This window comes from Pyramidobacter porci, from assembly GCF_009695745.1.
Taxonomy (GTDB): Bacteria; Synergistota; Synergistia; order Synergistales; family Dethiosulfovibrionaceae; genus Pyramidobacter; species Pyramidobacter porci.
Genome location: NZ_VUNH01000002.1, coordinates 178,736 through 200,816 on the forward strand (window position 1 = coordinate 178,736; position 22,081 = coordinate 200,816).

Consider the following 22,081-nt stretch of genomic DNA (forward strand, 5'->3'; position numbering starts at 1 on the left):
ATTTTGAGGCGGCTTCTTTCTTGGCGGGCGGCCGGAGGGCGCTTTCCCATCGGCGGGCGTCGGTGCTACAATATGAAGCGGCAAACGGAAACAGAGTGAAGGCGGTTGATGGAAGTGAAGAAACTGATAACGGCGATCTGGCTGATCTGGTTTTGCGTCCCAGCGTGGGCGCGCCCGGAGGAGATCTTCCGGCTCGAAATCCCCGCGGAAGCGGGCGGCATGGCGCGCGCCGTCCGTCCCGACGGTCAGGTGAAGGTGCTGGGCAAAGTGCTGCGCGTCCCCACGGCGACGCGCTATCCCGGCTACACGGCCAGCGCCTGGGCCGAACCCGGCACGGTCGCGGCCACGGCGGTGAACGCGATCCACGTGACGGTTTCCGTGGAGGACGAGAAAGGGCGCATCGTCAGCCTTGTGCCGGCGGAGACGATCGCGCCCGCGGCGGGCACGGCGGCGGCGTTTGTGATTGACTGTCCGGCCGGCACGGGGCTGTTCGGCGGCTGGGCGCCGGTTGTGGGCGACAGGGCGCGCGTCCGCCGCGCCGACGGCACGCTGCGCGAGCTGACGGCGGCCCAGCTGCCCGAACCCGGGGAGACGCTAGTGGTGTCGGTGACGGAAGATCCCGACGGGCCCTACATGATCGACTTCGAAAACCGCGTCGGCGGCGAGGTACGGGCGTACTGGCGCGGCGGCAGCAAGGCAATCGCCACGGTGGAGCGTCCTTTCCGCGGCGTGGGGCGTTTCAGCGGCAGCAAGTTCCAGCGCCGCAGCGCCCTGCGCGCCAACCACTGCGGCGTGATCTGCGTGAGCACGAGCGACGTCGGCGACATCGGCGGCTTCCAGATCATTCCCTGGGAGCATTCGTTCTCGCCGGAGATGAAATCGGCGTGGGAAAAGACGCAGTGGATGATTGTCCGTTCGATCGACGGCGAAAAGATGACGGCGCGCGCGCCGCTTTTCAAGGGCGTTTTCACGCCGGGAGCGCAGGCGCTGGAGAAACTGTGGGACTTCTGGTCCACCTACGGCCGCCGCTCGCTGGTGATGTGCCGCGTCGACGGCGGCGAATGGCGGCGTTTCGACGCCACCGCCGGCAAAGACGACCACGCCTTCGACCATATCACGCATCTGCGCGTTTACGCGCCCTTCACCAGGGAACCGGGCAAGAAAACGCGCCTGGGCGACTTCCGCTGAACGCTTCGGAAAAAACGCAAAACAAAAAGGAGTTCACGAAAAACTTTCGGTGAACTCCTTTTTTAATCGGGCAGGAAATTTTTGAGCCGCGCCGCAAGCCTGCGCCACAGCGGCGCACAGAGGCACGCAAGGCGGCGGCGTTCGTGGAACAGCCCCCAGCCGGCCAGCAGAGCCGAAACGGCGAACAGCGGGTGCCCCGCGCAGAACTGCAGCAGCCCCGCGGCCGGATCGACGTAAACGAAGCGGAAGAACCTCTCGCCCGTCAGGCGCGCCACCAGCGGCGCGAGGAACAGTCGCATCACGGCGTAATAGCAGCACAGCGACAGCGGCGCCAGCACGGCGATCAGGCGGATGAAGCGGCGGTTCTCGTCCAGCGCTTGCTGCGAGATGGCCCGCGCGTAACATTCCGTGCCGCTACCCATGAAGCGGTACGCCCAGCGCTGCCACCTCCCGAGCCCCTGAACGCTCCGGTCGATCCGGGCGCAGGCTTCCCGATAGACGCGCGCGAAGATCTGCACCTCGATGAAGCGCACCACGTTGAAACCGAATTCGGCGTAGATCTCTTTGACCTTTTTGAGCGGGAAATCCCAGCGGGTGAAATAGTAATAAAGATTCTGCATGGCGATGCCGAGCGAGAGGGCGCGCACCACGAAGCCCAGCGAAGCGACGCTGATCACGTGCAGGCGCGCCAGCGCGTAGCCCGTCAGGAAGACGACGAGCGTCGTGAAGGACTTGAAGAGGCTGACGATCACCAGTTCGAGAAAGCGCCGCCGCACCTGCTCGGCCACGCGCTGCTCCCGCGCCTTCCGCATCACCGCGTCGTCGATGTAATCGGGGATCGCGCGCGTGAGACGGTCGAACCAGCCGTCGTAGCGGCGGACGGGCAGCGGCGCGGCAGGCGCAGCGGGAAAATATTTTTCCACCAGAAAAACGCTGAGCCGGTGCGACAGACGCTGCCGCAGCAGAATAAAGCCCAGCGCGCTCAAAAGCAGCGAATGGGCGACGACGAAAGAGAGCAGGGAGGAGAGAAAATTCAGCACAGCGCACCTCGGAAGACAAAAAGTCGGCTTGCCGCCGCGGCGGTTTGTTTCATTTTACACTGAGCTTTCGAAAATTGCGATTTTTTTCGGGAAACGGAGGATCCCGGCGCAGGCGTTTCGCGTACAAAAAAGAGCGCCCGCGAACCTGTTCGCGGACGCTCTTTTTGTATGAAGCGGAAACGCTCCGCGCGGGACATGCGACGGCGGCCGTCAATGATAACGAATCGAGCTGAGGATGCGTTCCGTTTCGGGCGTGTCGCCGTCCTTGACGATCTGCGTGACGAACCACGCGCCGTTTTCGATCGCGAAACGGAAGCGGCTTTTCGTCTCGGTTTGACTATGCGCGTCTTTGCCCGCGACGGTAAACGAACAGGAACCGTCGGCCGCGACGGTGACGCCGCTGGTTTGAGCGCCGCTTTCGCGAAGCTGCTCGGCAAGGTATCCGGCGACCGTCCGCGGGTCGAGATCGGCCTTTTCCTGAGGGCTGGCCGCTGCCTGAACCGTCAGCGTGATCACGGTTTTTTTGTTGGCGGCGGTCAGCGTTACGCTGTCGTCGGCGCGGACTTCGGCGTTCCACGTCTCGGGAAAGGCGACAGTCAGCGCTTTGGTGCGGATCTCCGTGGCGGAGACCGAACGAGCGCACAGCATGACGATAAACAGCGCTATCAGTTTTTTCATGAAAAACCCTCCCGGGCACATCAATTTTGTCTTCGCGCCTGCGGTACGCCGCGCGATCATTCCTCGTCGAGCACCTTGACGTAATAGCCGTCCTTGCGCCGGTAGGCGCCGTGGATCTCGGTGTCGAAGCCGGGGAACAGTTCGCCCGTCTCGCAGAGCATGTTCAGGTAATCCAGCACGGCGGCGCTCTTCTCGGTGACTTTCTCGCCGGGCATCACCAGCGGCACGCCGGGCGGGTAGGGCAGGATCATATCGGCGCTGACCTGGCCGAGCAGCTCCGCCAGCGGCACTTCGTGCGTTTCGCCGCGCAGGTTCTTCTGAAAGGCCTGGTAAGGCGTGTACTCCATCTCCGGCAGATCGTCGTAGGCGTGGTACATCAGCTTGGGCAGGTCGCGTTTGCGCATCACTCGGTGCAGGCCGCGCGTGAGCTGCTGCAGCGACATGTTCATGTAAAACACGGGATCGAGCTTGAACAGGTCGGGCATGGCCTCGCGGATGGGAACGTCGTTGTCGTAGTCGCGCTTGAAATCCTGAAGCGCGCGCAGCAGCGCCTTGGTGCGCGTCTCGTCGACGCCGAGCGCGAACAGGAAGAGCATGTGGTACGGCCCCGTCTTCTCGGTGACGACGCCGTGATTGTTGAGGTAGCGCGACACCACGGCGGCGGGGATGCCCTCTTCCATGAGCTGTCCCGTGGGATCCATGCCGGGCGTGAGCACGGAGACGCGGATCGGGTCGAGGTAGTTGAAGTCCTCGTCGGCGCCGAGGAAACCGTGCCAACGTTCCCCGCGCGAGATCGGCCAGCATTTGGTCTCGGAAATGTCGTCGGGCTGCCAGCATTTGAAGAACCACGAGCCGCTCTCGTCGTGCAGGCGTGCCAGCTCGCGGCGGAAAGTCATGGCGCGGTCGATGGAGTTCTGCAGCAGGCGGCGTCCCTGGTTGCCCGTCATCATCGCCGCGCCCGTCTCGGCGCTGGCGACGATGGGGTAGTTGGCCGACGTGGTGGTATGCATCATGTAGACCTCGTCGAGCACGGATTCGTCGTACTCGCCCTTGACGTGGACGTAGCTTGCCTGAGCGAAGGAGGCCAGCATCTTGTGCGCCGACTGCGTCTCGAAGATCGTTTTGCCTGCCGTGGATTCGCCGCACATGCCGAACTTGTTCTCGTAGATGAGATTGAACGGCGCGTAGGGCGACCAGGCGCTGTCGAAGTGGATCTTCTTCACCGGCAGGTTGGCCTTGATCCAGCTGCAGTCGTAGAGCAGCCCGTCGTAGGTGCTGTCGCTGATGACCGCGTAGGTGGGCCAGGTAGCGTCGTCGCGCTGGGAAAGTTTGTAATGGATCGCCTCGGAGGTGAACTCGTCGGCGGGAATGCCGCCGATCATGCCGTAGGCGTTGCGCGTCGGCAGCAGGTAGATGGGGACCACGTCGCACATCATCAGCAGGTGGGTCATCGACTTGTGACAGTTGCGGTCGATCAGCACCGTGTCGCCCTGAGACACGCAGTACATGCCGACGATCTTGTTGGCCGTGGACGTTCCGTTGGTGACGATATAGCTGCGGTCGGCATTGAAGGCCCGGGCGATCAGCTCTTCGGCGTCTTTGTGCACGCCGGTGTGCTCCAGCAGCGAACCCATGTCCGGCACCGACACCGACGTGTCGGCGCGGAAGATGTTGGCGCCGTAGAATTTGTAGTAAGCCCAGCCCATGGCATGATGACGGAACGCCGAGCCGAGCAGGTGGCCCGTGGTGCAGAAGGTGTTCTTCTTCGCGTCGGCGAACTTGAACAGCGCGCGCGTGAACGGCGGCAGCAACAGCTCGAAATAGCGACGCACGGCGCGGTCGATTTTCGCCGCGGCGCGTTCGGCGTTGCGGCAGGGCAGCGGCACGAAGGCCAGCGTCAGCTTGTCCTTGTCCGGCGGCTGAAGTTCTTCGGCAGCGGCCGGGCTGGTCAGGGCGAAAAAGGGCAGGCGCTCGTTCAGTTCCTCCATTGAGGCATACAGTTCGCCGCCCATCGTGTCCCAGTCGATGATCGCGCCGGCGGCTTCGGGGCGCTGTTCCAGCATGTCGACAAGACTTCCGTGCAGTTCCGGGCGCTGCAGGCGGTAGCCTTTGTTTTCCAGTTCTTCGAAAAGCTCGACGGCTTCGCGGCTGTCGAAAATCGAATCCGAAGCGCGGTCGAGCAGCAAGAGGACGTTCATCTCGCCCCACCTTTCTGGGAATATCGTCGATCGTTACGTGGTACTTTATAAGCGCTTTTGCCTCAAAGCGCAAGGGCGGAAATGGAAAAAATCCGGAGGCGGCGAAATTTCATGCGCCACGAAGAATCGCCCCTCTTCCGTTTTCTCTGGGAAAAGGGGCGAAAATTCAGCAATAGGTTTATTTGTTTCATCTCTCCAACGGCGGACGAAAAAAAGCGATTGCCCCAAATTGTTGCAACGCTTCCGCCGCGGAATCGGCGGCTTAGAGCCGCACCCCGTTCAAGAACCGTTCTTCGAACGCCAGCAGCACGGCTTTCATCCTTTCGTCCATGGCCGCCAGCGCCGCCGCGCGCATTGCCTCCGGCACGCCGGAGCGGACCTGCGCCAAGGAACCGGCCATGTCAGCCTGCGTGTCGGTGTCGCCGTTCAGCATCAGCGCTTTGACGATGGCGTCCTCGTAGGACGAGCTTTCGAGAAAGCAGCGCACGGCCTGGGGCACGCTGCCCTGGCAGGTGGCGCTGAACGCATAGCCCTGCGCCATGATCTGCGCCAGCGGCGTGCTCAGGTCGCAGCCGAACGTCGTTTCGAGATAATTTTTCAGCTCGTCGCCCGACGCCCCCCGACGCAGCATGAAAACGGCGGCGGCGATGATCTGCGCGCCCTTGACGCCTTCGGGATGCCCGTGCGTGTAGAGAGCGCTGGCGCACGCCAGTTCAAGGGCCTCGTCGAGCGTGCGCGCCGCCCAGCCGACGGGGGCGACGCGCATGGCCGAGCCGTTGCCGAAGCTGTTGTTTTCGACCAGCTCGCCGTTTTGCAGCCAGAGCCGGAAGCCGCGTCCGTAGCCGCGTCCCGGATAAGCGCGGCCCCATTCCATGTAGCCGCGGGCGAAGCTTTCCGCGCTGCGGTCGCCGCCGAGCAGCGTTTCCGCCGTGGCGAACGTGAGGATCGAGTCGTCGGTGAAGCGGCAGCCGTCGTTGAGCAGCGGCCGCGAACCGTCGTAGCGGGAGCGGCGGCTTTCGTACTGAGCGCCGCAGAAATCGCCGAGAATCGCGCCGAGCATTTTTCATTCCTCCTGCCTTGAGAGTGAAACTTCTGCGTCCTCCGCTGTGTTATGATTATTGTACCGCAGGAACGCCGTTTCGCGAAAGGCGGCGGTTCATGAGGAGGCTGAGCGATGAGAATTCTTCACACGTCGGACTGGCATCTTGGACGCAAGCTCTGCGGGCAGGAGCGGGCCGGCGAATTCCGTCAGTTTCTCGACTGGTTGACGGATACGCTGATTGACGAACGTGTCGACGCGCTCGTGGTGGCGGGGGACGTTTTCGATTCCTCCACGCCGCCCTTGTGGGCGCAGAGTCTTTATTACCGTTTTCTCACCGGATTGTCGCGCACGCCCTGCCGCAGTGCGGTAATCGTGGCCGGCAATCACGACTCGGCGGCGCTGCTCGACTCGCCCCGGGAACTGCTGGGGCGTCTGGGCGTCCACGTCGTGGGCGCGCCGGCGGAGCCCGGCGCAGAGATTTTCGAGCTGCCGGACGCGCAGGGAAAGGCGGGCGCGCTGTGCTGCGCCGTGCCGTTTCTGCGCTCGCGCGACCTCTGCGGCGCCATGTCGGGCGAAGACGCCGACGCGCTCGCGCGCGCCGAACTGGACGGCTTCGCGAAACATTACGCCGATGTGTGCGCGCTGGCCGAAACGCGACGCGCGGGGCGCGACATCCCCATCGTCGCCCTCGGCCATTGCTTTGCCGCCGGCGGAACCGTGCGCGGCGATGACGGCGTGCGCGACCTCGCGGTCGGTTCGCTGGGCGCGGTGCCGCTGTCGGCCTTTCCCGAGAACGTCGATTATCTGGCGCTCGGGCACCTGCACGCGCCGCAGACCTGCGGCGGGCGTGAGAGCCGCCGTTATTGCGGCGCGCCGCTGTGCATGGGCTTCGGCGAGGCGGGGCAGAAAAAGCAAGTCTGCGTCGTCGATTTCGACGGACGCGCCGCTTCGGTTCGCGCGCTCGGCGTGCCCGCATGGCAGGAGATTTGCCGCCTGAAAGGGTCTTTCGACGAGATCGCCGCCGCTTTGAGCGAACTCGAACGGTCCGGCCGCTCCGTCTGGGTCGAGGCGGACTGCGACGACGAGGGCGCGCAGGGATTGAACGACCGCATCCGCGAGCTGAGCGGCGGCGCGGTGAAGATCCTGCGCGTCAAAGTGGCGGGCGCGGGGCTGGCGGACGCTTTTTCCGGCGCGGGCGATCTGAACGAAGACTGGTCGCCGCGTGAAGTTTTCAGGTTGTACCTGAGCGAGCACCAAATCGAGGGCGAAGAGGCGGAGTCCTTGACGGGCGCGTACCTCGAGGCCCTCGAAGCCGTGCGGACGGAGGCGGCGCGATGAGATTGTGCCGCCTTCACTTCAAGAACCTCAACTCCCTCGCCGGGGAGTGGAACGTCGATTTCGAATCGCCCGAGTTCCGCGGCGGCCTGTTCGCCATCACCGGCCCCACCGGCGCGGGCAAGAGCACGCTGCTCGACGCCGTGTGCCTGGCGCTTTACGGCCGCACGCCGCGCCTGGAGCGCGTCAACACCTCCGGCAACGAGATCATGACCCGCGGCGAGCGCGAGTGCTTCGCCGAAGCGGTCTTCGAGATCGGCGGCGAGCGCTACAGCGCCTTCTGGTCGCAGAAAAAATCCGCGCGCAAGGGCGCGGCCCGGGAGTGGCAGGCGCCGAAGTGCCGCTTCTCGCGGCTTGGGCACGGCGAGGAGGTGCTGGCCGACAGCGTCAGCTCTATGGCCAAAAAGGTGGAAGAAATCTGCCACCTCGATTTCGAGCGCTTCACGCGCACCGTCATGCTGCCGCAGGGCGGCTTCGCGGCCTTTCTGCAGGCCGACGGCGCCGACCGCGCCAAACTGCTCGAAGAGCTGACGGGCGCGGAAATCTACCGGCAGATCTCGCGCGAAGTCTACGATCGGACCAAGCGCGAGAGATTCGAGCTGGAACAGATCCGTTCCTCGCAGGCCGAACACGCGCCGCTGTCAGACGAAGCCCGCGCCGCGGCGCAGCGGCGCGCCGCCGTCAGCGAGACGCGCGAGAAGGAACTGCGCGTGCGGGAAAAGGAACTCCGGCAGGCGCTGGACTGCTCCGCCCGCCGCGATAGCCTGGCCGCGCGCCGGGCGGAGCACGAGCGGGCGCGCAGCGAATTGGACGAAGAACGGGCGGCGTTTGCGCCGCAGGCCGAAAAACTGGCGCGGGCCGAACGGGCGGCGCAGGGCGGCGACCTTTACGCCGCTTTGACGCGCAGCCGTTCGCGCCGCGGCGCCGCGGAAGCGGAGCTGGAACGCCTTGAAGCCGAAGCGTCGGCCGGCGCGCAGCGGCGCGAAGCGGAGGAGCGGCAGCGCGCCGCCGCCGCGGAGGAACTGGCGCTCTTGAAGAAAGAACACGGTGAGCAGGCCGAACTTTTGGCCAAAGTCCACGACCTCGACCGCGAGATCGAAAGCCACGCGCTGCGCTGCCACGAGCAGGAGGCCCGCATTGCCGAGCTGGAAAACTCGTTCGCCGCCGGCGACGCGCAGGACATCGCCGTGCTGGCCGAGCTGAACCAGCTCAAGTTCGAAGCCGAAGCGATGGGCAGAAGTCTCGACGGCGCGCGCGAGGAAAAAGAGCAGGCCATGGCGGCCATGTACCGCGCCGACCTCAGCATGCTCAGCGCCCGGCTCGAAGAGGGCACGCCCTGTCCGCTCTGCGGCGCGCTCCACCATCCCGCGCCCTATCAGCGCAGCGCGCTCCAGGAAGAGGAGCTGAAGCTTCATCAGAACGCCGAAAAAGCGGCGCGGAAAACGGCCGATCTGGAACGCAAACTCGCCTCCATGCAGGAAAAGGTCTCCGCCCTGCAGATGGAGCACAAGCGCCTTTCCACTCTGGGGCAGACGGCGCAGCGTTCGCTTCAGGACGCGCGCGAAACGCTGGCCCGCGAACAGGAAAATCTGGAATCGCGCCAGCGGGTGCGGCGCGAGCTGTTCGGCGAACGCCGTCCCGAAACGGAAGCCGCAAAGCTGAAAGAAGCTCTCGCCGCCGCCGAGAACGCCTTGACCGAGGCGGAAGCGCGCCGCCATCAAAGCGCCCTCGCCGCCGCCCGCGCCGAGACCGAACTGGCCGGCGTGCGCCAGGATCTGGCGGAGCTGAGCGACGAGATCGCCGCTCAGCAGGCGCAGTTCGATGAGCGCCTCAAGCGCCTTGGCTTCGCGGAAGAGTCCGCATGGCGGACGGCCGCGCTTTCCGAAGAGGAGATCGCCGGGCTGCGCGCGCGCAGTGAGGAACTGCAGCGGCGCGAAGATTCGCTGCGCTCGCAGGCGCTGCTGCTCAGCGAGGAAGAGCGCGCTCTCGGCGACGTGCCCGAACGCGCCGCCGCCGACCTCAAAGCCGCGCTCGAAGCGTGCGGGAGCGAACTGACCGAGCTGCTCAAGAACCGCGGCGCCGACGAACAGACACTGCGCCACGACGACGAGTGCCGCCGCCGGCTGGCCGAGCTGCGGCAGGCTGAAGCCCGCCAGCGTAAAATCTACGACCTCTGGACGCGCCTCAACGACCGGATCGGCTCCGCCTCCGGCGACCAGTTCAGCCGCTACGTGCAGGGCCTCACCTTCCGCCGCCTCGTGCGCGCCGCCAACGCGCAGCTGGCGCAGCTTTCCGATCGCTACCGCCTCAAAGCGGCAGCCGACGACGCCCTGCGCCTCGACGTCGTCGACCTCTGGCAGGGCGGCGAAGCGCGCACCTCGCGCAACCTCTCCGGCGGCGAAAGCTTCATCGTCAGCCTGGCCCTGGCCCTGGCCCTGTCGCACGGCATGAAAGAAGTGAAAGTGGACTCGCTGTTCCTCGACGAAGGCTTCGGCACGCTCGACGAGGAAACGCTCGAAACCGTGCTCGACTGCCTGAACCGCCTGCGCGAGAGCGGCAAGCTCGTCGGCGTCATCTCCCACGTGAAGACGCTGCGCGAACGCATCGACGCGCGTCTCACGCTCACGCCCGGTCCCGGCGGCCACAGCGCGCTGAGCGGCCCCGGCTGTTCGAGGCTGGGCTGACTCTTGACCGGCGGCGGCTAAAAGCGTATGATTCTTTTTGCGCCACCACAATCGAACTTCAGGGCAGGGTGAAAGTCCCTACCGGCGGTAAAGCCCGCGAGCCGCAAGGCATGATTCGGTGAGATTCCGAAGCCGACAGTACAGTCTGGATGAAAGAAGCGAGTTCCGCCGTCAATCCCGGAATCCCGGCTCTGAAATGCCACGTGCGTTTCAGAGCCTTTTTTGTCGCCAAACGACAGCCCTGAAATTTTCAGAGGGAGGATTCTGCCATGATCCAGTACGATACCGTTGAAGAAGCCGCCGCCGAGCTGCGCGCCGGCAAAATCGTCCTCGTCGCGGATGACGAGAACCGCGAGAACGAAGGCGACATGATCTGCGCCGCCCAGTTCGCCAGCACCGAAAACGTCAACTTCATGGCCCGCTTCGCGCGCGGCCTGATCTGCATGCCCATGAGCGCGGAATGCGCCAGGCGGCTCGACCTGCCGCAGATGGTCGAGAGCAACACCGACAACCACTGCACGGCCTTTACCGTCTCCATCGACCATATTTCCACCGCCACCGGCATCTCCGCCGTCGAACGCGGCGTCACCGCCCGCGCCTGCGTGGCCGACGACGCCAAGCCGGAAGATTTTCGCCGCCCCGGCCACATGTTCCCGCTGCTGGCCCGGCCGAACGGCGTGCTCGAGCGCAACGGTCACACCGAAGCCACGGTGGACCTGCTGCGCCTCGCCGGGCTGAAAGAGTGCGGCCTCTGCTGCGAAGTGATGCGCGACGACGGCGGGATGATGCGCGCTCCCGAGCTGGCGGAAAAAGCGAAAGAGTGGGGCCTGAAATTCATCACCATCCGCGCCATCCAGGAATACCGCAAGCGTCACGAAGTGTTCGTCGAGCGTGTGGCGACGACGAAGATGCCCACCAAGTACGGATTCTTCACGGCCTACGGCTATCGCAACCGCCTCAACGGCGAGCATCACGTCGCGCTCGTCATGGGCGACGTGGGCGACGGGCGCGACGTGCTCTGCCGCGTTCACTCCGAATGCCTGACCGGCGACACGTTCGGCTCGCTGCGCTGCGACTGCGGCCAGCAGTTCGCCGCCGCCATGACGCAGATCGCCGCCGAAGGACGCGGCGTCATGCTCTATTTGCGCCAGGAAGGACGCGGCATCGGCCTGCTCAACAAGCTGCGCGCTTACGCGCTGCAGGACCGCGGCCTGGACACCGTCGAAGCGAACCTGGCTCTCGGCTTCGAAGAAGACCAGCGCGAATATTACATCGGCGCGCAGATCCTGCGCGACCTCGGCGTGCGCACGCTGCGCCTGCTGACGAACAATCCGAAAAAAATCGAAGGACTGTCGGATTTCGGCCTGGAGATCGCCGCGCGCGTCCCCATCCAGATGCCCGCCACCGCCAACGACCTGTTCTACCTTCAGACAAAAGAGCACAAGATGGGGCATCTCGTCAACTATTAGTCCGCCGTCTCTGCGCGGAAAAACGGCGAATGGCCGCAAGCCGCGCGGAATGCCGCGGACGCACAACGAAAAATGCGTGACGATCAGCCTAATCGTCACGCATTTTTCGTTGTGCGCCTTCGGGGAGCGCTTCAGCGCTCCCCGTTGTTTTGTTCCGGTTTCTCGCAGCTGATGTAAATGACTTTCATCGGCAGTTCCGCTTTCGTCCCCGCGGCGGGGTTGATCTCGTGACGCCAGACTTGGCGCGAATCGTTGTCGTCGCGGCGCATGACGCCGAGCGGCAGGTCGCCCTGTGCGCGGACGGCCGCGAAGACTTCGCCGATGGTCTTGCCCTGCCATTGGGGATCGAGATCCATCGCGTTCAGGCTGGAACGGTTGTCGGAATGGCTGAAGAGGTCGTTGGCGAAATTCGAGATTCCCCGCTGCGAGGCGCAGAGCGCGATGTAATTGGCGATCAGGCGGTTGCAGTAGACCACGTTGTCCACGTTGGCGTTCTGGGCGTGGCGTTCGTTTTCGGGATTGATGATTTCCAGCACGGAGTAGATCTCCGGATGCAGCGACTCGACTGCCAGCGCCGCGAGGATCGAGCGGGCGTCGACGGTGTCGGCCGGCAGAGAGCCGGCGTTCTCGGCGAGGATGACGGCGGACGTGGCGGTTTCGACGCCGGCTCTCTTCAGCGTTTCGTCGTCGGAGATGTCGCCTTCGACGACCGTCGCGGCGCTGTTTTTCAACTCTTCGGGACGCCTGCGGGCGACAACGACGACGGGATGCCCCGAGGCTTCGAGTTCTCTGAGCACCTTGAGCGCGTGGGAATTCCAGCCGCAGATGAGAGTGTGTCCTTGAGGGATGTTGACGAAGATTTCGGTCATGGTCGAGCGCCTCCCTTTACTTCCCGCTGTTTTTCGAGATGAACACGACGCGCATGGGGAGCCTGACGAGCCTGGATGCCGGCGGATTGATCTCGTGGCGCCAGCGTTCTGTCCCCGAAGAGGTGTTGGGCGTCATGATGCCCAGCGGCAGTTCGCCGTCGGCCTGCATGGCCGCGAACAGCTCGCCGGCGGTTTTGTTCTCCCACTGCGGTTCGATGTCGGCGGCGCGAAGGGCCGAGCCGCGGTCGGAATAAGTGAGGATGTCGCCGATGAACGAGCTGATGCCCTGCTGCGAAGCGCAGGCGGCGACGATGTCGGCCAGCGTGCTTTCGCAGTAGACGATGTCGTCCACGTGGGCGCGGCGGGCGTGGCGTTCGTTGGCGGAATCGAGCAGCTCGACGACCGTGTAGATCTCGGGGCGCAGCGACTCGACTGCGAGGGCAGCGAGCACGGTATGCGCGTCAATGTCGTCGTTCGTCATTCCGGGCTGCGGCTCGGCGAAGACGATCGCCGACTCGGCCTTTTCGATGCCGGCCTGGATCAGACGCACGTCGTTGGTCGGTTCGCCGGCGACGAAAAACACGTCGTAATGCGACAGTTCCGCCGGTTTGGCGCGAGTCAGCACGGCGACCTGCTGACCCGAGGCGAGAAGTTCCTTCAGCACCAGCTCGGCGCGGCCGTTCCAGCCGCAGAAGATCGTGTGCCTCTCGTATCTGCACGCGTTCAGTCCGAGCATGTTCTTGAGATTGTACTTCATCACGCGCGTGAGCACTTCCGACAGCACGACGCCGAGCACGGAAATGCCGACGATGGAGAGCACGAAGACGATCACGCGCCCGACCATCGTGTGAGGGTTGTTGGCGAACTCGCCCTGACCGATCAGCGTGAACAGGATCGTCCACAGGGCTTCGAAGATGCTGCCCTCGCCGCCGCGTTCCAGCTTCCAGTACAGATAGGCCGAACCGGAGACCAGCGCCAGGGATCCGAGCAGGATCCAGAAAAAATATTTGTGCAGCTTGCCGGCCATGTTGGCGCCGTGCTTCAGCCCTTTGACTTTCTTGGAATAATTCGAAGCCACAATGCCACCTCCGCAGGGATATGCAATTTAGCGTTCCCCATCGGAATGCGCTCGGGGAATAAAAATAAGTATAACAAAGAAACGGGAAAATGCTTGCGAATTTTTCTGCCAGCGCGGAAAAGCGCTTCCGCGGCGATGCCGCGGCATAAGAAAACAGGCCCCGGCAGCGGGGCCTGTGAGCGGCGGTTCTCAGTTGTGTTCTTCGTCGTCTTTCTGACGAAACATGTCGGGAGCGATGGTTTCTTCGGCGGCATAGTCGTTGATGTCGTCCGCCGGAGAGACGGGCTGCCGAGGCTGCGGGGGAACGGCGGGAGTGTGCGGCGCGGGCGGATTCCCGGACGTTTCCTCTTCGGGAGCGCGCAGGGCGTCGAAGCGGCTTTTTGCCTTCGCGGCCAAATCCTTGGCGCCGAGCGTTATTGTGTCCTTCCAGCCGCGGAGTTTCTCGCCCAGCGGCGCGCTCTCGCCGGGCTGCTTTCCCTCGCCGGCGCAGACTGGCTTTTCCGTTTTGGCGCGGGCGTGCCGTGCCACGCCTTTGGCTGAGACGCTGTCGGCGAACTGGCGGAACGCGGCGGCGTTTCCTTCGTCGCGGCCGGTGCGTTCGGCGTGGTCGCGGCGCAGCGCGCTCTTGGCGTCCGCGGCGATTTTTCTGGTCTTTTCGGAGAGCTCGCTGCGTATGCTTTTCAGACGGCTGCCCGCTTTTTCGGAGAGAGCTTTCAGTTTCTCTCCGGCGCCGAGCGTTCCTGCGGCTTCGCGGACGGCGCGGCGCTCTTCGCGTTTGGCGTCGGCCTTTTCCTTGAGGGCACTCAGGCGATCGCCGGCATTCCGGGCGGCTTTCTTCAATCCCGTTGCGGCGCCCGAGGCGGCTTTGCCGAGGCGCTCGCCGGCGCTTTTGCCTTTCCGCGAAAGTCCCTGCATGGCGCTGGACGCGCTTTGCCCGAGTTTATCTTTCGCGTTCTCGAAGGCTTCCGAGTCTTTGAGGTCTTTCAGCTTTCCTGCGGCGCCGCGTCCGGCCGAGACGAGCCCCTTGCCGGCCGCCCGGGCGGCTTTGACGGCGGCGCCGAGGGAGGTGCTGGCGGCGACGCCGACGGCCTCGAAAAGCCTGCCGGTTTTTGGAAATTTGTTTTCGACGCTGCGGCGAAGGGCACGGACCCCTTCGGCAACGCCGCGGAACGCCGTGCCGAACCCTTCGGCGGCCGCTCCGGCGGCGATGCGTCCCATCTCGCGGTTTTTCTCGCTGGCAAGACGCAGCGCGCCGCTCTTCAGGATTTCTTTCGTTTTGCTCGCCGCCGCGGGAATCTTATGCGGAGCGCCGCCTTGTTCATCGCGGCCCATTTTTTCGCACGACGCCTCTTCCTCTTCGAATTCGACGACGATCTTCCCTTTTCCGCCGGCTTGGGGGCGGGCGCTGCGCTCGGCTGCGTCGGGCAAGGCGCTTTTGATCAGGTGCCCGATCGTGGCGAACGTCTGGGCGGCCGAACGTTTGCCCAGCTGATCGACGGGAACGGGCTGCCCCTCGGCGACGGGGGCGTTCTTGTGGAACTTCTCGGCGACGTGGTGAAGGCCCTTTTTGATGGCGTTCATTTCCTCGTCGAAATCGTTGGGCGCGAGTTTTTTCAGCCCATGGGGCTGCGGTTTCTCTTTTTTGAGATCCTCACGATCGGCTGACATCTGCATGTACCTCCTGCTTTTTCGCTGGAAAACGGCCGGCGCGAGCCGGACTGTCTGTCTTCATGCGGTGATTTTGTCGCTGTATGCGCAACTGTCTCAACAATATATTTAAACTTGAAAACGGAGAAAAATCAACTGGCAAAGCTCATGAAATCATATTTTTTTGCAGGATCTTTATGGTAAGATGACTTTATCTTTCGGTCAGAACGGGGTGTTTTTCATGAAAAAAGCTCTTCTGCGGTGCAAAACCTGCGGCGCCGAGTACGGCGCGGATCGGGCACCGTTCCGCTGCGCCTGCGGCGAACCGCTCGATCTGGCGTGGAACGGTTTCGGTATCGAAGCAAACGAAAGATGCCAGTCGCGCCGCTACGCGGCGTTCTATCCGTTTGCGGCGGGCGAGTGGCGCTCGCTGGGCGAGGGGGGCACGCCGCTCGTAAAGCTCGAGACGCTGGCCAAAGAACTTGGCCTGGCCGAGGTGGCGGTCAAAAACGAGAGCGCCAACCCCACCTGGTCGTTCAAGGACCGCGGCACGGCGTCCTGTATCGCCCACGCGCGGGCGCTCGGCTACACGAAAGTCGGCACGGTCTCTTCGGGCAACATGGCGGCCTCGGTGGCGGCGTACGCCGCGGCGGCGGACATGGAAGCTTTCGTCCTCGTCAAGGGCAACGTTGCCGACGAGAAGCTGGCGCCGATCGCCATTTACGGGCCGCATTTGCTGCGCGTCGCCGGGCCGTACTACGAACTTTACGGCGAAAGCCTGCGGCTTGGCGCCGAGCGCGGCATCTACTTCATGAACTCCGACGTGCCGTTCCGCGTCGCCGGCTCGCGCACGATCGCCTACGAGATCGCCGAAGAGCGCGGCTTCCGCGTGCCCGACTGGGTGATCGTGCCGACGAGCGCAGGAGGCAACCTGCGCGGCATCGTTAACGGCTTCGAGGATCTGCGGCGGGCGGGGCTGACCGAAAAACTGCCGCGGTTCATCTGCGCGCAGGCGGCCAACATTTCGCCCATCGCCGCGGCCTTCGCCGCCGGCGCGGCGCGGATCAGACGATTCCCCGACAACGAGACGATCGCCCACGCCATCGACAACCCGTTTCCGCCCAGCGGCAACCGCGTGCTGGCCGAGCTGCGCCGTCTCGGCGGCGCAGTTCTGACGGCCAGCGAAGGTGAAATCGTCCGCGCCCAGGCCGATTTGGCCCGTTGCGGCCTGTTTGGCCAGCCGGCGTCCTGTGTGCCGCTGGCGGTTCTGCGCCGGGCGCGCGCGGACGGCATCGTGGCGGAGGGCGAGAGCGCCGCGCTGGTGATGACGGGCAGCGGGCTGAAGTATACGGCGGCTTTTGCGGCGCACCGCCTCGAGTGGCGCGACTGCGATCTTGCCTCTTTGCCGGCGTATCTGAAATAATCCGCCCGAAGCGGGACTTGCTTCGGAAAGGTGCTTTTGATTTTTGCGGACAGGCCGAGTTTTGTCTCCCGACGCGCCAGGGAGTATAATATCCTAATCCGTTCGAAAAGGATATTTCAAAAAAGCGAGGACTTTTGTCATGGAACAGTCGAAGAATCCCTGCCGCCTGATTCTCCTCAGCACGCTGCTCTGGGGGCTTTTCGCGCACGGCATGATGCTGCTCAACAAATTTTCGTTCCACGACGACGCCAAGCTGGGCTTCGGCCTCGGCGCCACGGTGACGTCGGGACGGTGGATGCTCGAAGTGCTGAAGCGCGTCACCGAGTTCGTTTTCGGCGGCAGCCTCTACAGCCTGCCGCTTTTCAACGGCCTGCTGACGCTGATTCTGGTCGGGCTGGCGGCCTGCATGACGGCGAAGATCTTTCGGCTGCGGCGCGTTTACAGCTGCGTGCTGCTGGCGGGCGTGATGGTGGCCTTTCCGGTCGTGACGGCGATGATGGGGTACATGTACACGGTGCCCTATTACATGATCGGTCTCGACCTGGCCGTGGCCGGAGCCTGGCTGATCTGCGACGGCGACAGGCGGCACTGGTACCGGCTGCCGGCGGGCTGCGTGCTGGCGGCCTGCGCGGTGGGCGTGTATCAGTCCTGCATCCCCATCGTGCTCAGCGTGATGCTGCTGCACATGATGATGAGCCTGCATTACGACGCTTCGGCGAGGCGCTTCGATTTCTTTTACAGGGGACTTTCCCTGGCGCTGGCCTGCGCGCTGTTCATGACGCTGTACCTGGCGGCGAACTGGTTGAGCTTGAAGGCCGCGGGCGCGCAGCTTTCCGATTACGAGAGCATCAACACGTTCGGCTTCGGCGGCTGGAGCGAGTATCTCGACCGCGCGGCGCGGGCCTACCGCGAGTTCTTTCTGCCGCCGCCGATGAAGATGCGCGACATGTATCCCACGGCGTCGCTGCGCTGGCTCTATCAGGTCGTACTGTGGTTCGGCGTTCTGCTCGGGCTGGATCGTGCCGCTCAGCTGTTCCGGCGCAGGCCGCGCCGCGGCCTTGAGTTCCTGCTGACGCTGGCGCTGCTGCCGCTGGCGGTCAACTTCATCCACGTTATGGTGGACGTGAAGATGATCCACTCGCTCATGGTCTACTCCAAAGTTTTTGTCTTCGTGGGCTTCATCTGCCTGCTCGAGAACGCCGCGCTGGACCGCCTCCATTACCCGCGCTGGATCTACCGCGGCGGCATGCTGCTGATGTTCTGCGTGACGGTGCTGTACTGCCACTTCTCCAACATCTGTTATTTCAAGGCCAACTTTCTGCAGAACCAGGCGATCAGCTACTTCACGCGGCTGGCGGCGCGCATCGAAAGCGTGCCCGGCTATTCGCCGTACCTGCCCGTGGCTTTTCTGAACGAAGACGCCAAACAGGATTTCAACGCGCCCGTGATCCCGGAATTCGAACGCATCCGCCTGATCCCCTACCTGTTCAACGAGAAGTCGCCGCTGATCAACAACTACGCGTGGAAGAACTTCATGCGCATGTGGTGCGATTATTCGCCGATCGTCATCGAGAGCGTGGAATCCTTCGAAAAACTGCCCGAGGTAATGTCCATGCCGCGCTATCCTCTCGAAGGCTCGATCAGGATCGTGAACGAGGCGGTCGTGGTCAAATTTTAACGACGGCGGCACGGTGCGAAAGGAGTGATAGGCATGACCGAGGAGAGACGGGGAAAACGGCCGCTGTTTTCCGTGGCGGTGCCGTTTTACAACGAGCAGGAGAACCTGCGGGCGTTGTACGAGCGCCTCTGTCGCGTCGTCGGCGGCGTGGAAAACTGCGACTTCGAGCTGCTTTTTGTGGACGACGGCAGCACCGACGCCTCGCTTGAAATCGTGCGCGCCCTGGCGGCGCAGGACGCCCGCGTGCGCTATCTGAGCTTTTCGCGCAATTTCGGCAAGGAGATCGCGCTGTCGGCCGCCATCGACCACGCGCGCGGCGACGGCGCCATCTTCATGGACGCCGACCTGCAGCATCCGCCGGAGCTGATCCCGAAGCTGATCGAAGGCTGGTTCGAGGGCTACGACGACGTCTACGCGCAGCGGCGCACGCGTGGCGGCGAGTCGGCCTTCAAAAAACTGACGGCCAAGCTGTACTACCATGTGCTGGCACGCTCGACGCGCATCCCCATCCAGATGGACGCCGGCGATTTCCGCCTGCTCAGCGCCCGGGCGCTGGCGGTGCTGCGGCGCATGCCCGAGCACCAGCGCAATATGAAGAGCCTGTACAGCTGGATCGGCTTCAGAAAAAAAGCCGTGCCCGTCGATCAGGAACCGCGCCTGCACGGCGCAAGCAAGTTCGGTTTCTTTCGCCTGCTCAACCTGGCGCTGGACGGCATCACCTCGTTCACGACGGCGCCGCTGCGCCTGGCCACGATTCTCGGCGCGCTCAGCGCCGCCGTGGCGCTGCTTTCGTTCTGCTGGTTCCTGATCCGCACGGCGGTGTGGGGCAATCCCGTGCCCGGCTACCCCTCGCTGTTCTGCGGCATTCTCTTCTTCGGCGGCGTGCAGTTGCTGGGACTGGGCGTCATCGGCGAGTATCTCGGCCGCGTCTTCATGGAGACCAAGGGCCGCCCGCTCTATGTCATCGCCGAAAGCAACGTGACTGACGAGACGCCGGACGAAACGCTTCCGGAACGCAAGGAGGCGCGGCATGATTGAGACGGAACGGGAACGGTTCCGGGAAGTCGCCGGCTACCTCTTCTTCGGCGTGCTGACGACGATAGTCAACTACGTCGGCTATTACGCGCTGACGCGCGGGCTGGATATGGGCGTGACGGCGGCGACGGCCTGGGCCTGGGCGCTGGCGGTGCTGTTTGCGTTCGTGACCAACAAGCTCTGGGTCTTTCGCAGCCGCACGCGCGGCCTGGCGGCGCTGGGGCGCGAGCTGTCGGCCTTCGTGGCGGCGCGCCTCTTTTCCGGCCTGCTCGACGTGGCCATGATGTGGCTGTTCGCCGAGCAGCTGGGCTGGCCGGACATGTGGGTGAAAATCGGCGACAACGTGTTCGTCACGGCGCTCAACTACGTTTTCAGCAAGCGCTGGATTTTCCGCGAGCGGCCGTGACGAGAGGCTTAATACAAAGTCCGCCGCGAAGGCGCTGAGACGTGAAGAAAAACGAAAAATGGAACGACGTAAAGCGATCCCCGGCGGCCAAACGGCGGCCGGGGATCGCTTTTGCAGGGAGCGGCGGCCGATAAAAATCGGTGATTTCGTTACAGACACGGCGATTTTTAAGAGTATAATAGGGAACACGAAACCGAATTCCGCAGAGGAGGAAGCTGCCGTGGACGAAATCAAAAATCCCAGAAAACCGCTGATTTATTATTACGCGATCGCCATGCTCGTGCTGATGCTCTTCAACCTGCTGGCCAAGCCGTGGTTGATGCGCGCGCAGATCGACGAGGTGGACTATGGCACGTTCATCAGGATGACCGAAGAGAAAAAGATCGGCAAGGTCAACATCGAGGAGAATCAGATCCTCTTCACCGACGCCGAGGGCAAAAAGGTGTACCGCACCGGGCCGATGGACGACCCGGGGCGCACGGAGCGCCTCTACCAGTCGGGCGCCAAGTTTTCCAGCGAGATCGTCGAGCAGGCGTCGCCGATCGTCAGCATGCTGCTGTCGTGGGTGGTGCCGCTGCTGCTCTTCTGGGGGCTGGGCCAGTACATGCAGAAAAAGCTCATGAACCGCATGGGCGGCGATTCGATGATGTTCGGCATGGGCAAGAGCAAGGCCCGCGTTTACGTCAAATCCACCGAGGGCATCAAGTTCTCAGACGTGGCCGGCGAGGACGAGGCCAAGGAGAACCTGGCGGAGATCGTCGAGTACCTGCACAATCCCGGCCGCTACCGCGACATCGGCGCGAAGATGCCCAAGGGCATCCTGCTCGTCGGCCCGCCCGGCACCGGCAAGACCATGCTGGCCAAGGCCGTGGCCGGCGAGTCGAACGTGCCGTTTTTTTCCATGTCCGGTTCCGAGTTCGTAGAGATGTTCGTGGGCATGGGCGCGTCGAAAGTGCGCGACCTGTTCAAGCAGGCCAAGGAAAAAGCGCCCTGCATCGTCTTCATCGACGAGATCGACGCCATCGGCACCAAGCGCAGCGGCAACGTGATGGGCAACGACGAGCGCGAGCAGACGCTCAACCAGCTGCTCACGGAAATGGACGGCTTCGAGGACAACACGGGCGTGATCATCCTCGCCGCCACAAACCGTCCCGAGTCGCTCGACCCGGCCCTGACGCGCCCCGGCCGCTTCGACCGGCGCGTGCCCGTGGAGCTGCCCGACCTGAAAGGCCGTGAGGACATCCTCAAGGTGCACGCCAAGAAGATCAAGCTCGAGCCCAACGTCGATTTCAACAAAGTGGCGCGCATGGCCTCCGGCGCTTCCGGCGCCGAGCTGGCCAACATCGTCAACGAGGCGGCGCTGCGCGCCGTGCGCGACGGCCGCGGGGAGGCCACGCAGGCGGACCTCGAAGAGAGCATCGAAGTGGTCGTCGCCGGTTATCAGAAGAAGAACGCCATCCTCACCGACAAGGAAAAAATGATCGTCGCCTACCACGAGATCGGCCACGCCTTGGTCGCCGCCATGCAGAGCCATTCCGCGCCGGTGCAGAAGATCACGATCATCCCGCGCACGTCGGGCGCCCTCGGCTACACCATGCAGGTGGAAGAGGGCAACCATTACCTGATGAGCAAGGAAGAGCTGGAAAACAAGATCGCTACGCTCACCGGCGGCCGCGCCGCCGAGGAAGTCGTCTTCGGCTCCGTGACCACGGGCGCGTCCAACGACATCGAGCAGGCCACCAGGCTGGCCCGCGCCATGATCACGCGCTACGGCATGAGCGACGATTTCGGCATGGTGGCGCTGGAAACGGTGACCAACCAGTATCTGGGCGGCGACGCCTCGCTGGCCTGCGCGCCGGAGACGCAGTCGCTGATCGACAAGAAGGTCGTGGCGCTCGTCAAAGAGCAGCACGAAAAGGCCCGCAAAATCCTCGCCGACAGCCGCCGCACGCTCGACGAGCTGGCCAAGGTCCTTTACGAACGCGAGACCATCACCGGCGAAGAGTTCATGGAGATCCTTCACGCTGCGCCCGCGCAGTCCTAACTGAAGAAAACGTGCGCGAAAAAATTCCCGGAAGGCTGTGCGCCTTTCGGGAATTTTTTTGCGCGCACCGTGCGGCGCGTTTCGTCCGGAAAAATCGCCGAATTTTTTTTGAATCAATCGTGACTTTGACTTTCAATGACCTGTTTTAAGGCTATCAAAAGAAGCTGTATCAATCGATCTGATTAATTTGAAATGAATTAGCACTCAATACTTGACAGTGCTAACAAGAGTGCTATAATACACTCAGAACGAGGGAGGAGCGATGAA

General features: G+C 63.6%; 16 protein-coding genes and 1 riboswitch. Of the genes, 9 read left to right on the forward strand and 7 right to left on the reverse strand.

What is annotated here, in order from left to right; genetic code table 11:
* Nucleotides 1-108 precede the first annotated feature (108 nt).
* Nucleotides 109-1,188, forward strand: a complete 1,080-nt coding sequence (locus FYJ74_RS02670; RefSeq protein ID WP_154528062.1) for a hypothetical protein — start codon at nt 109-111, stop codon at nt 1,186-1,188.
* 62 nt (nt 1,189-1,250) lie between these two features.
* On the opposite strand, the gene FYJ74_RS02675 is transcribed toward FYJ74_RS02670, so the two are convergent.
* The 4 genes from FYJ74_RS02675 to FYJ74_RS02690 form a co-directional block, all read right to left on the reverse strand.
* A complete protein-coding gene (locus tag FYJ74_RS02675; RefSeq protein ID WP_154528063.1) occupies nt 1,251-2,228 on the reverse strand; it encodes a hypothetical protein in 978 nt (325 codons plus the stop codon).
* A 210-nt stretch (nt 2,229-2,438) separates the two neighbouring features.
* Entirely contained in the window at nt 2,439-2,906 is a 468-nt protein-coding gene (locus FYJ74_RS02680) for a hypothetical protein (protein ID WP_154528064.1), read from the reverse strand.
* Between the two features lie 56 nt (nt 2,907-2,962).
* Entirely contained in the window at nt 2,963-5,104 is a 2,142-nt protein-coding gene (ldcC, locus tag FYJ74_RS02685) for a lysine decarboxylase LdcC (RefSeq protein ID WP_154528065.1), read from the reverse strand.
* 262 nt (nt 5,105-5,366) lie between these two features.
* On the reverse strand, nt 5,367-6,164 hold the full coding sequence (locus FYJ74_RS02690) for an ADP-ribosylglycohydrolase family protein (RefSeq protein WP_154528066.1): 798 nt from the start codon (nt 6,162-6,164) through the stop codon (nt 5,367-5,369).
* A 114-nt stretch (nt 6,165-6,278) separates the two neighbouring features.
* On the opposite strand from FYJ74_RS02690, the gene sbcD reads away from it, so the two are divergent.
* The 3 genes from sbcD (at nt 6,279) to FYJ74_RS02705 (ending at nt 11,634) form a co-directional block, all read left to right on the forward strand.
* Nucleotides 6,279-7,484, forward strand: a complete 1,206-nt coding sequence (sbcD, locus tag FYJ74_RS02695) for an exonuclease subunit SbcD (protein WP_154528067.1) — start codon at nt 6,279-6,281, stop codon at nt 7,482-7,484.
* Nucleotides 7,481-10,165 (forward strand): AAA family ATPase, encoded by a 2,685-nt coding sequence (locus FYJ74_RS02700; protein WP_154528068.1) that lies wholly within the window; start codon nt 7,481-7,483, stop codon nt 10,163-10,165. Before sbcD ends, FYJ74_RS02700 begins: the two co-directional genes overlap by 4 nt.
* A 50-nt stretch (nt 10,166-10,215) precedes the next feature.
* Nucleotides 10,216-10,330: riboswitch (FMN riboswitch) on the forward strand.
* A 104-nt stretch (nt 10,331-10,434) separates the two neighbouring features.
* Nucleotides 10,435-11,634: a bifunctional 3,4-dihydroxy-2-butanone-4-phosphate synthase/GTP cyclohydrolase II gene (locus FYJ74_RS02705; RefSeq protein ID WP_154528069.1), complete on the forward strand. Its 1,200-nt coding sequence runs from the start codon at nt 10,435-10,437 to the stop codon at nt 11,632-11,634.
* 131 nt (nt 11,635-11,765) lie between these two features.
* Here FYJ74_RS02705 and FYJ74_RS02710 read toward each other — a convergent pair whose 3' ends face one another.
* The 3 genes from FYJ74_RS02710 to FYJ74_RS02720 form a co-directional block, all read right to left on the reverse strand.
* Complete coding sequence (locus tag FYJ74_RS02710; protein ID WP_154528070.1) at nt 11,766-12,503, reverse strand: potassium channel family protein; 738 nt, start codon at nt 12,501-12,503, stop codon at nt 11,766-11,768.
* A gap of 16 nt (nt 12,504-12,519) precedes the next feature.
* Nucleotides 12,520-13,581, reverse strand: a complete 1,062-nt coding sequence (locus FYJ74_RS02715; protein ID WP_154528071.1) for an NAD-binding protein — start codon at nt 13,579-13,581, stop codon at nt 12,520-12,522.
* Between the two features lie 189 nt (nt 13,582-13,770).
* Entirely contained in the window at nt 13,771-15,249 is a 1,479-nt protein-coding gene (locus FYJ74_RS02720) for a hypothetical protein (RefSeq protein WP_154528072.1), read from the reverse strand.
* Nucleotides 15,250-15,469: 220 nt separating this feature from the next.
* Between FYJ74_RS02720 and FYJ74_RS02725 the strand changes: the two genes are divergently transcribed.
* The 5 genes from FYJ74_RS02725 (at nt 15,470) to ftsH (ending at nt 21,814) form a co-directional block, all read left to right on the forward strand.
* Nucleotides 15,470-16,651, forward strand: a complete 1,182-nt coding sequence (locus tag FYJ74_RS02725) for a threonine synthase (RefSeq protein ID WP_195838774.1) — start codon at nt 15,470-15,472, stop codon at nt 16,649-16,651.
* Between the two features lie 139 nt (nt 16,652-16,790).
* On the forward strand, nt 16,791-18,329 hold the full coding sequence (locus tag FYJ74_RS02730) for a glucosyltransferase domain-containing protein (RefSeq protein ID WP_154528074.1): 1,539 nt from the start codon (nt 16,791-16,793) through the stop codon (nt 18,327-18,329).
* 33 nt (nt 18,330-18,362) lie between these two features.
* On the forward strand, nt 18,363-19,367 hold the full coding sequence (locus FYJ74_RS02735; RefSeq protein ID WP_154528075.1) for a glycosyltransferase family 2 protein: 1,005 nt from the start codon (nt 18,363-18,365) through the stop codon (nt 19,365-19,367).
* Nucleotides 19,360-19,770, forward strand: coding sequence for a GtrA family protein (locus FYJ74_RS02740; RefSeq protein ID WP_154528076.1), 411 nt, complete (start codon nt 19,360-19,362; stop codon nt 19,768-19,770). Before FYJ74_RS02735 ends, FYJ74_RS02740 begins: the two co-directional genes overlap by 8 nt.
* 220 nt (nt 19,771-19,990) lie before the next feature.
* Entirely contained in the window at nt 19,991-21,814 is a 1,824-nt protein-coding gene (ftsH, locus tag FYJ74_RS02745; RefSeq protein ID WP_320634018.1) for an ATP-dependent zinc metalloprotease FtsH, read from the forward strand.
* Nucleotides 21,815-22,081 lie beyond the last annotated feature (267 nt).

Excerpts from the sequence above, each read along its gene's own strand:
- FYJ74_RS02670 (WP_154528062.1), top strand. The coding sequence starts at position 109 with ATGGAAGTGAAGAAACTGATAACGGCGATCTGGCTGATCTGGTTTTGC.
- FYJ74_RS02705 (WP_154528069.1), top strand. The coding sequence starts at position 10,435 with ATGATCCAGTACGATACCGTTGAAGAAGCCGCCGCCGAGCTGCGCGCC.
- FYJ74_RS02725 (WP_195838774.1), top strand. The coding sequence starts at position 15,470 with ATGAAAAAAGCTCTTCTGCGGTGCAAAACCTGCGGCGCCGAGTACGGC.
- sbcD (WP_154528067.1), top strand. The coding sequence starts at position 6,279 with ATGAGAATTCTTCACACGTCGGACTGGCATCTTGGACGCAAGCTCTGC.
- FYJ74_RS02735 (WP_154528075.1), top strand. The coding sequence starts at position 18,363 with ATGACCGAGGAGAGACGGGGAAAACGGCCGCTGTTTTCCGTGGCGGTG.
- FYJ74_RS02700 (WP_154528068.1), top strand. The coding sequence starts at position 7,481 with ATGAGATTGTGCCGCCTTCACTTCAAGAACCTCAACTCCCTCGCCGGG.
- FYJ74_RS02720 (WP_154528072.1), bottom strand. The coding sequence starts at position 15,249 with ATGTCAGCCGATCGTGAGGATCTCAAAAAAGAGAAACCGCAGCCCCAT.
- FYJ74_RS02710 (WP_154528070.1), bottom strand. The coding sequence starts at position 12,503 with ATGACCGAAATCTTCGTCAACATCCCTCAAGGACACACTCTCATCTGC.
- FYJ74_RS02680 (WP_154528064.1), bottom strand. The coding sequence starts at position 2,906 with ATGAAAAAACTGATAGCGCTGTTTATCGTCATGCTGTGCGCTCGTTCG.
- FYJ74_RS02730 (WP_154528074.1), top strand. The coding sequence starts at position 16,791 with ATGGAACAGTCGAAGAATCCCTGCCGCCTGATTCTCCTCAGCACGCTG.
- FYJ74_RS02740 (WP_154528076.1), top strand. The coding sequence starts at position 19,360 with ATGATTGAGACGGAACGGGAACGGTTCCGGGAAGTCGCCGGCTACCTC.
- ldcC (WP_154528065.1), bottom strand. The coding sequence starts at position 5,104 with ATGAACGTCCTCTTGCTGCTCGACCGCGCTTCGGATTCGATTTTCGAC.
- FYJ74_RS02690 (WP_154528066.1), bottom strand. The coding sequence starts at position 6,164 with ATGCTCGGCGCGATTCTCGGCGATTTCTGCGGCGCTCAGTACGAAAGC.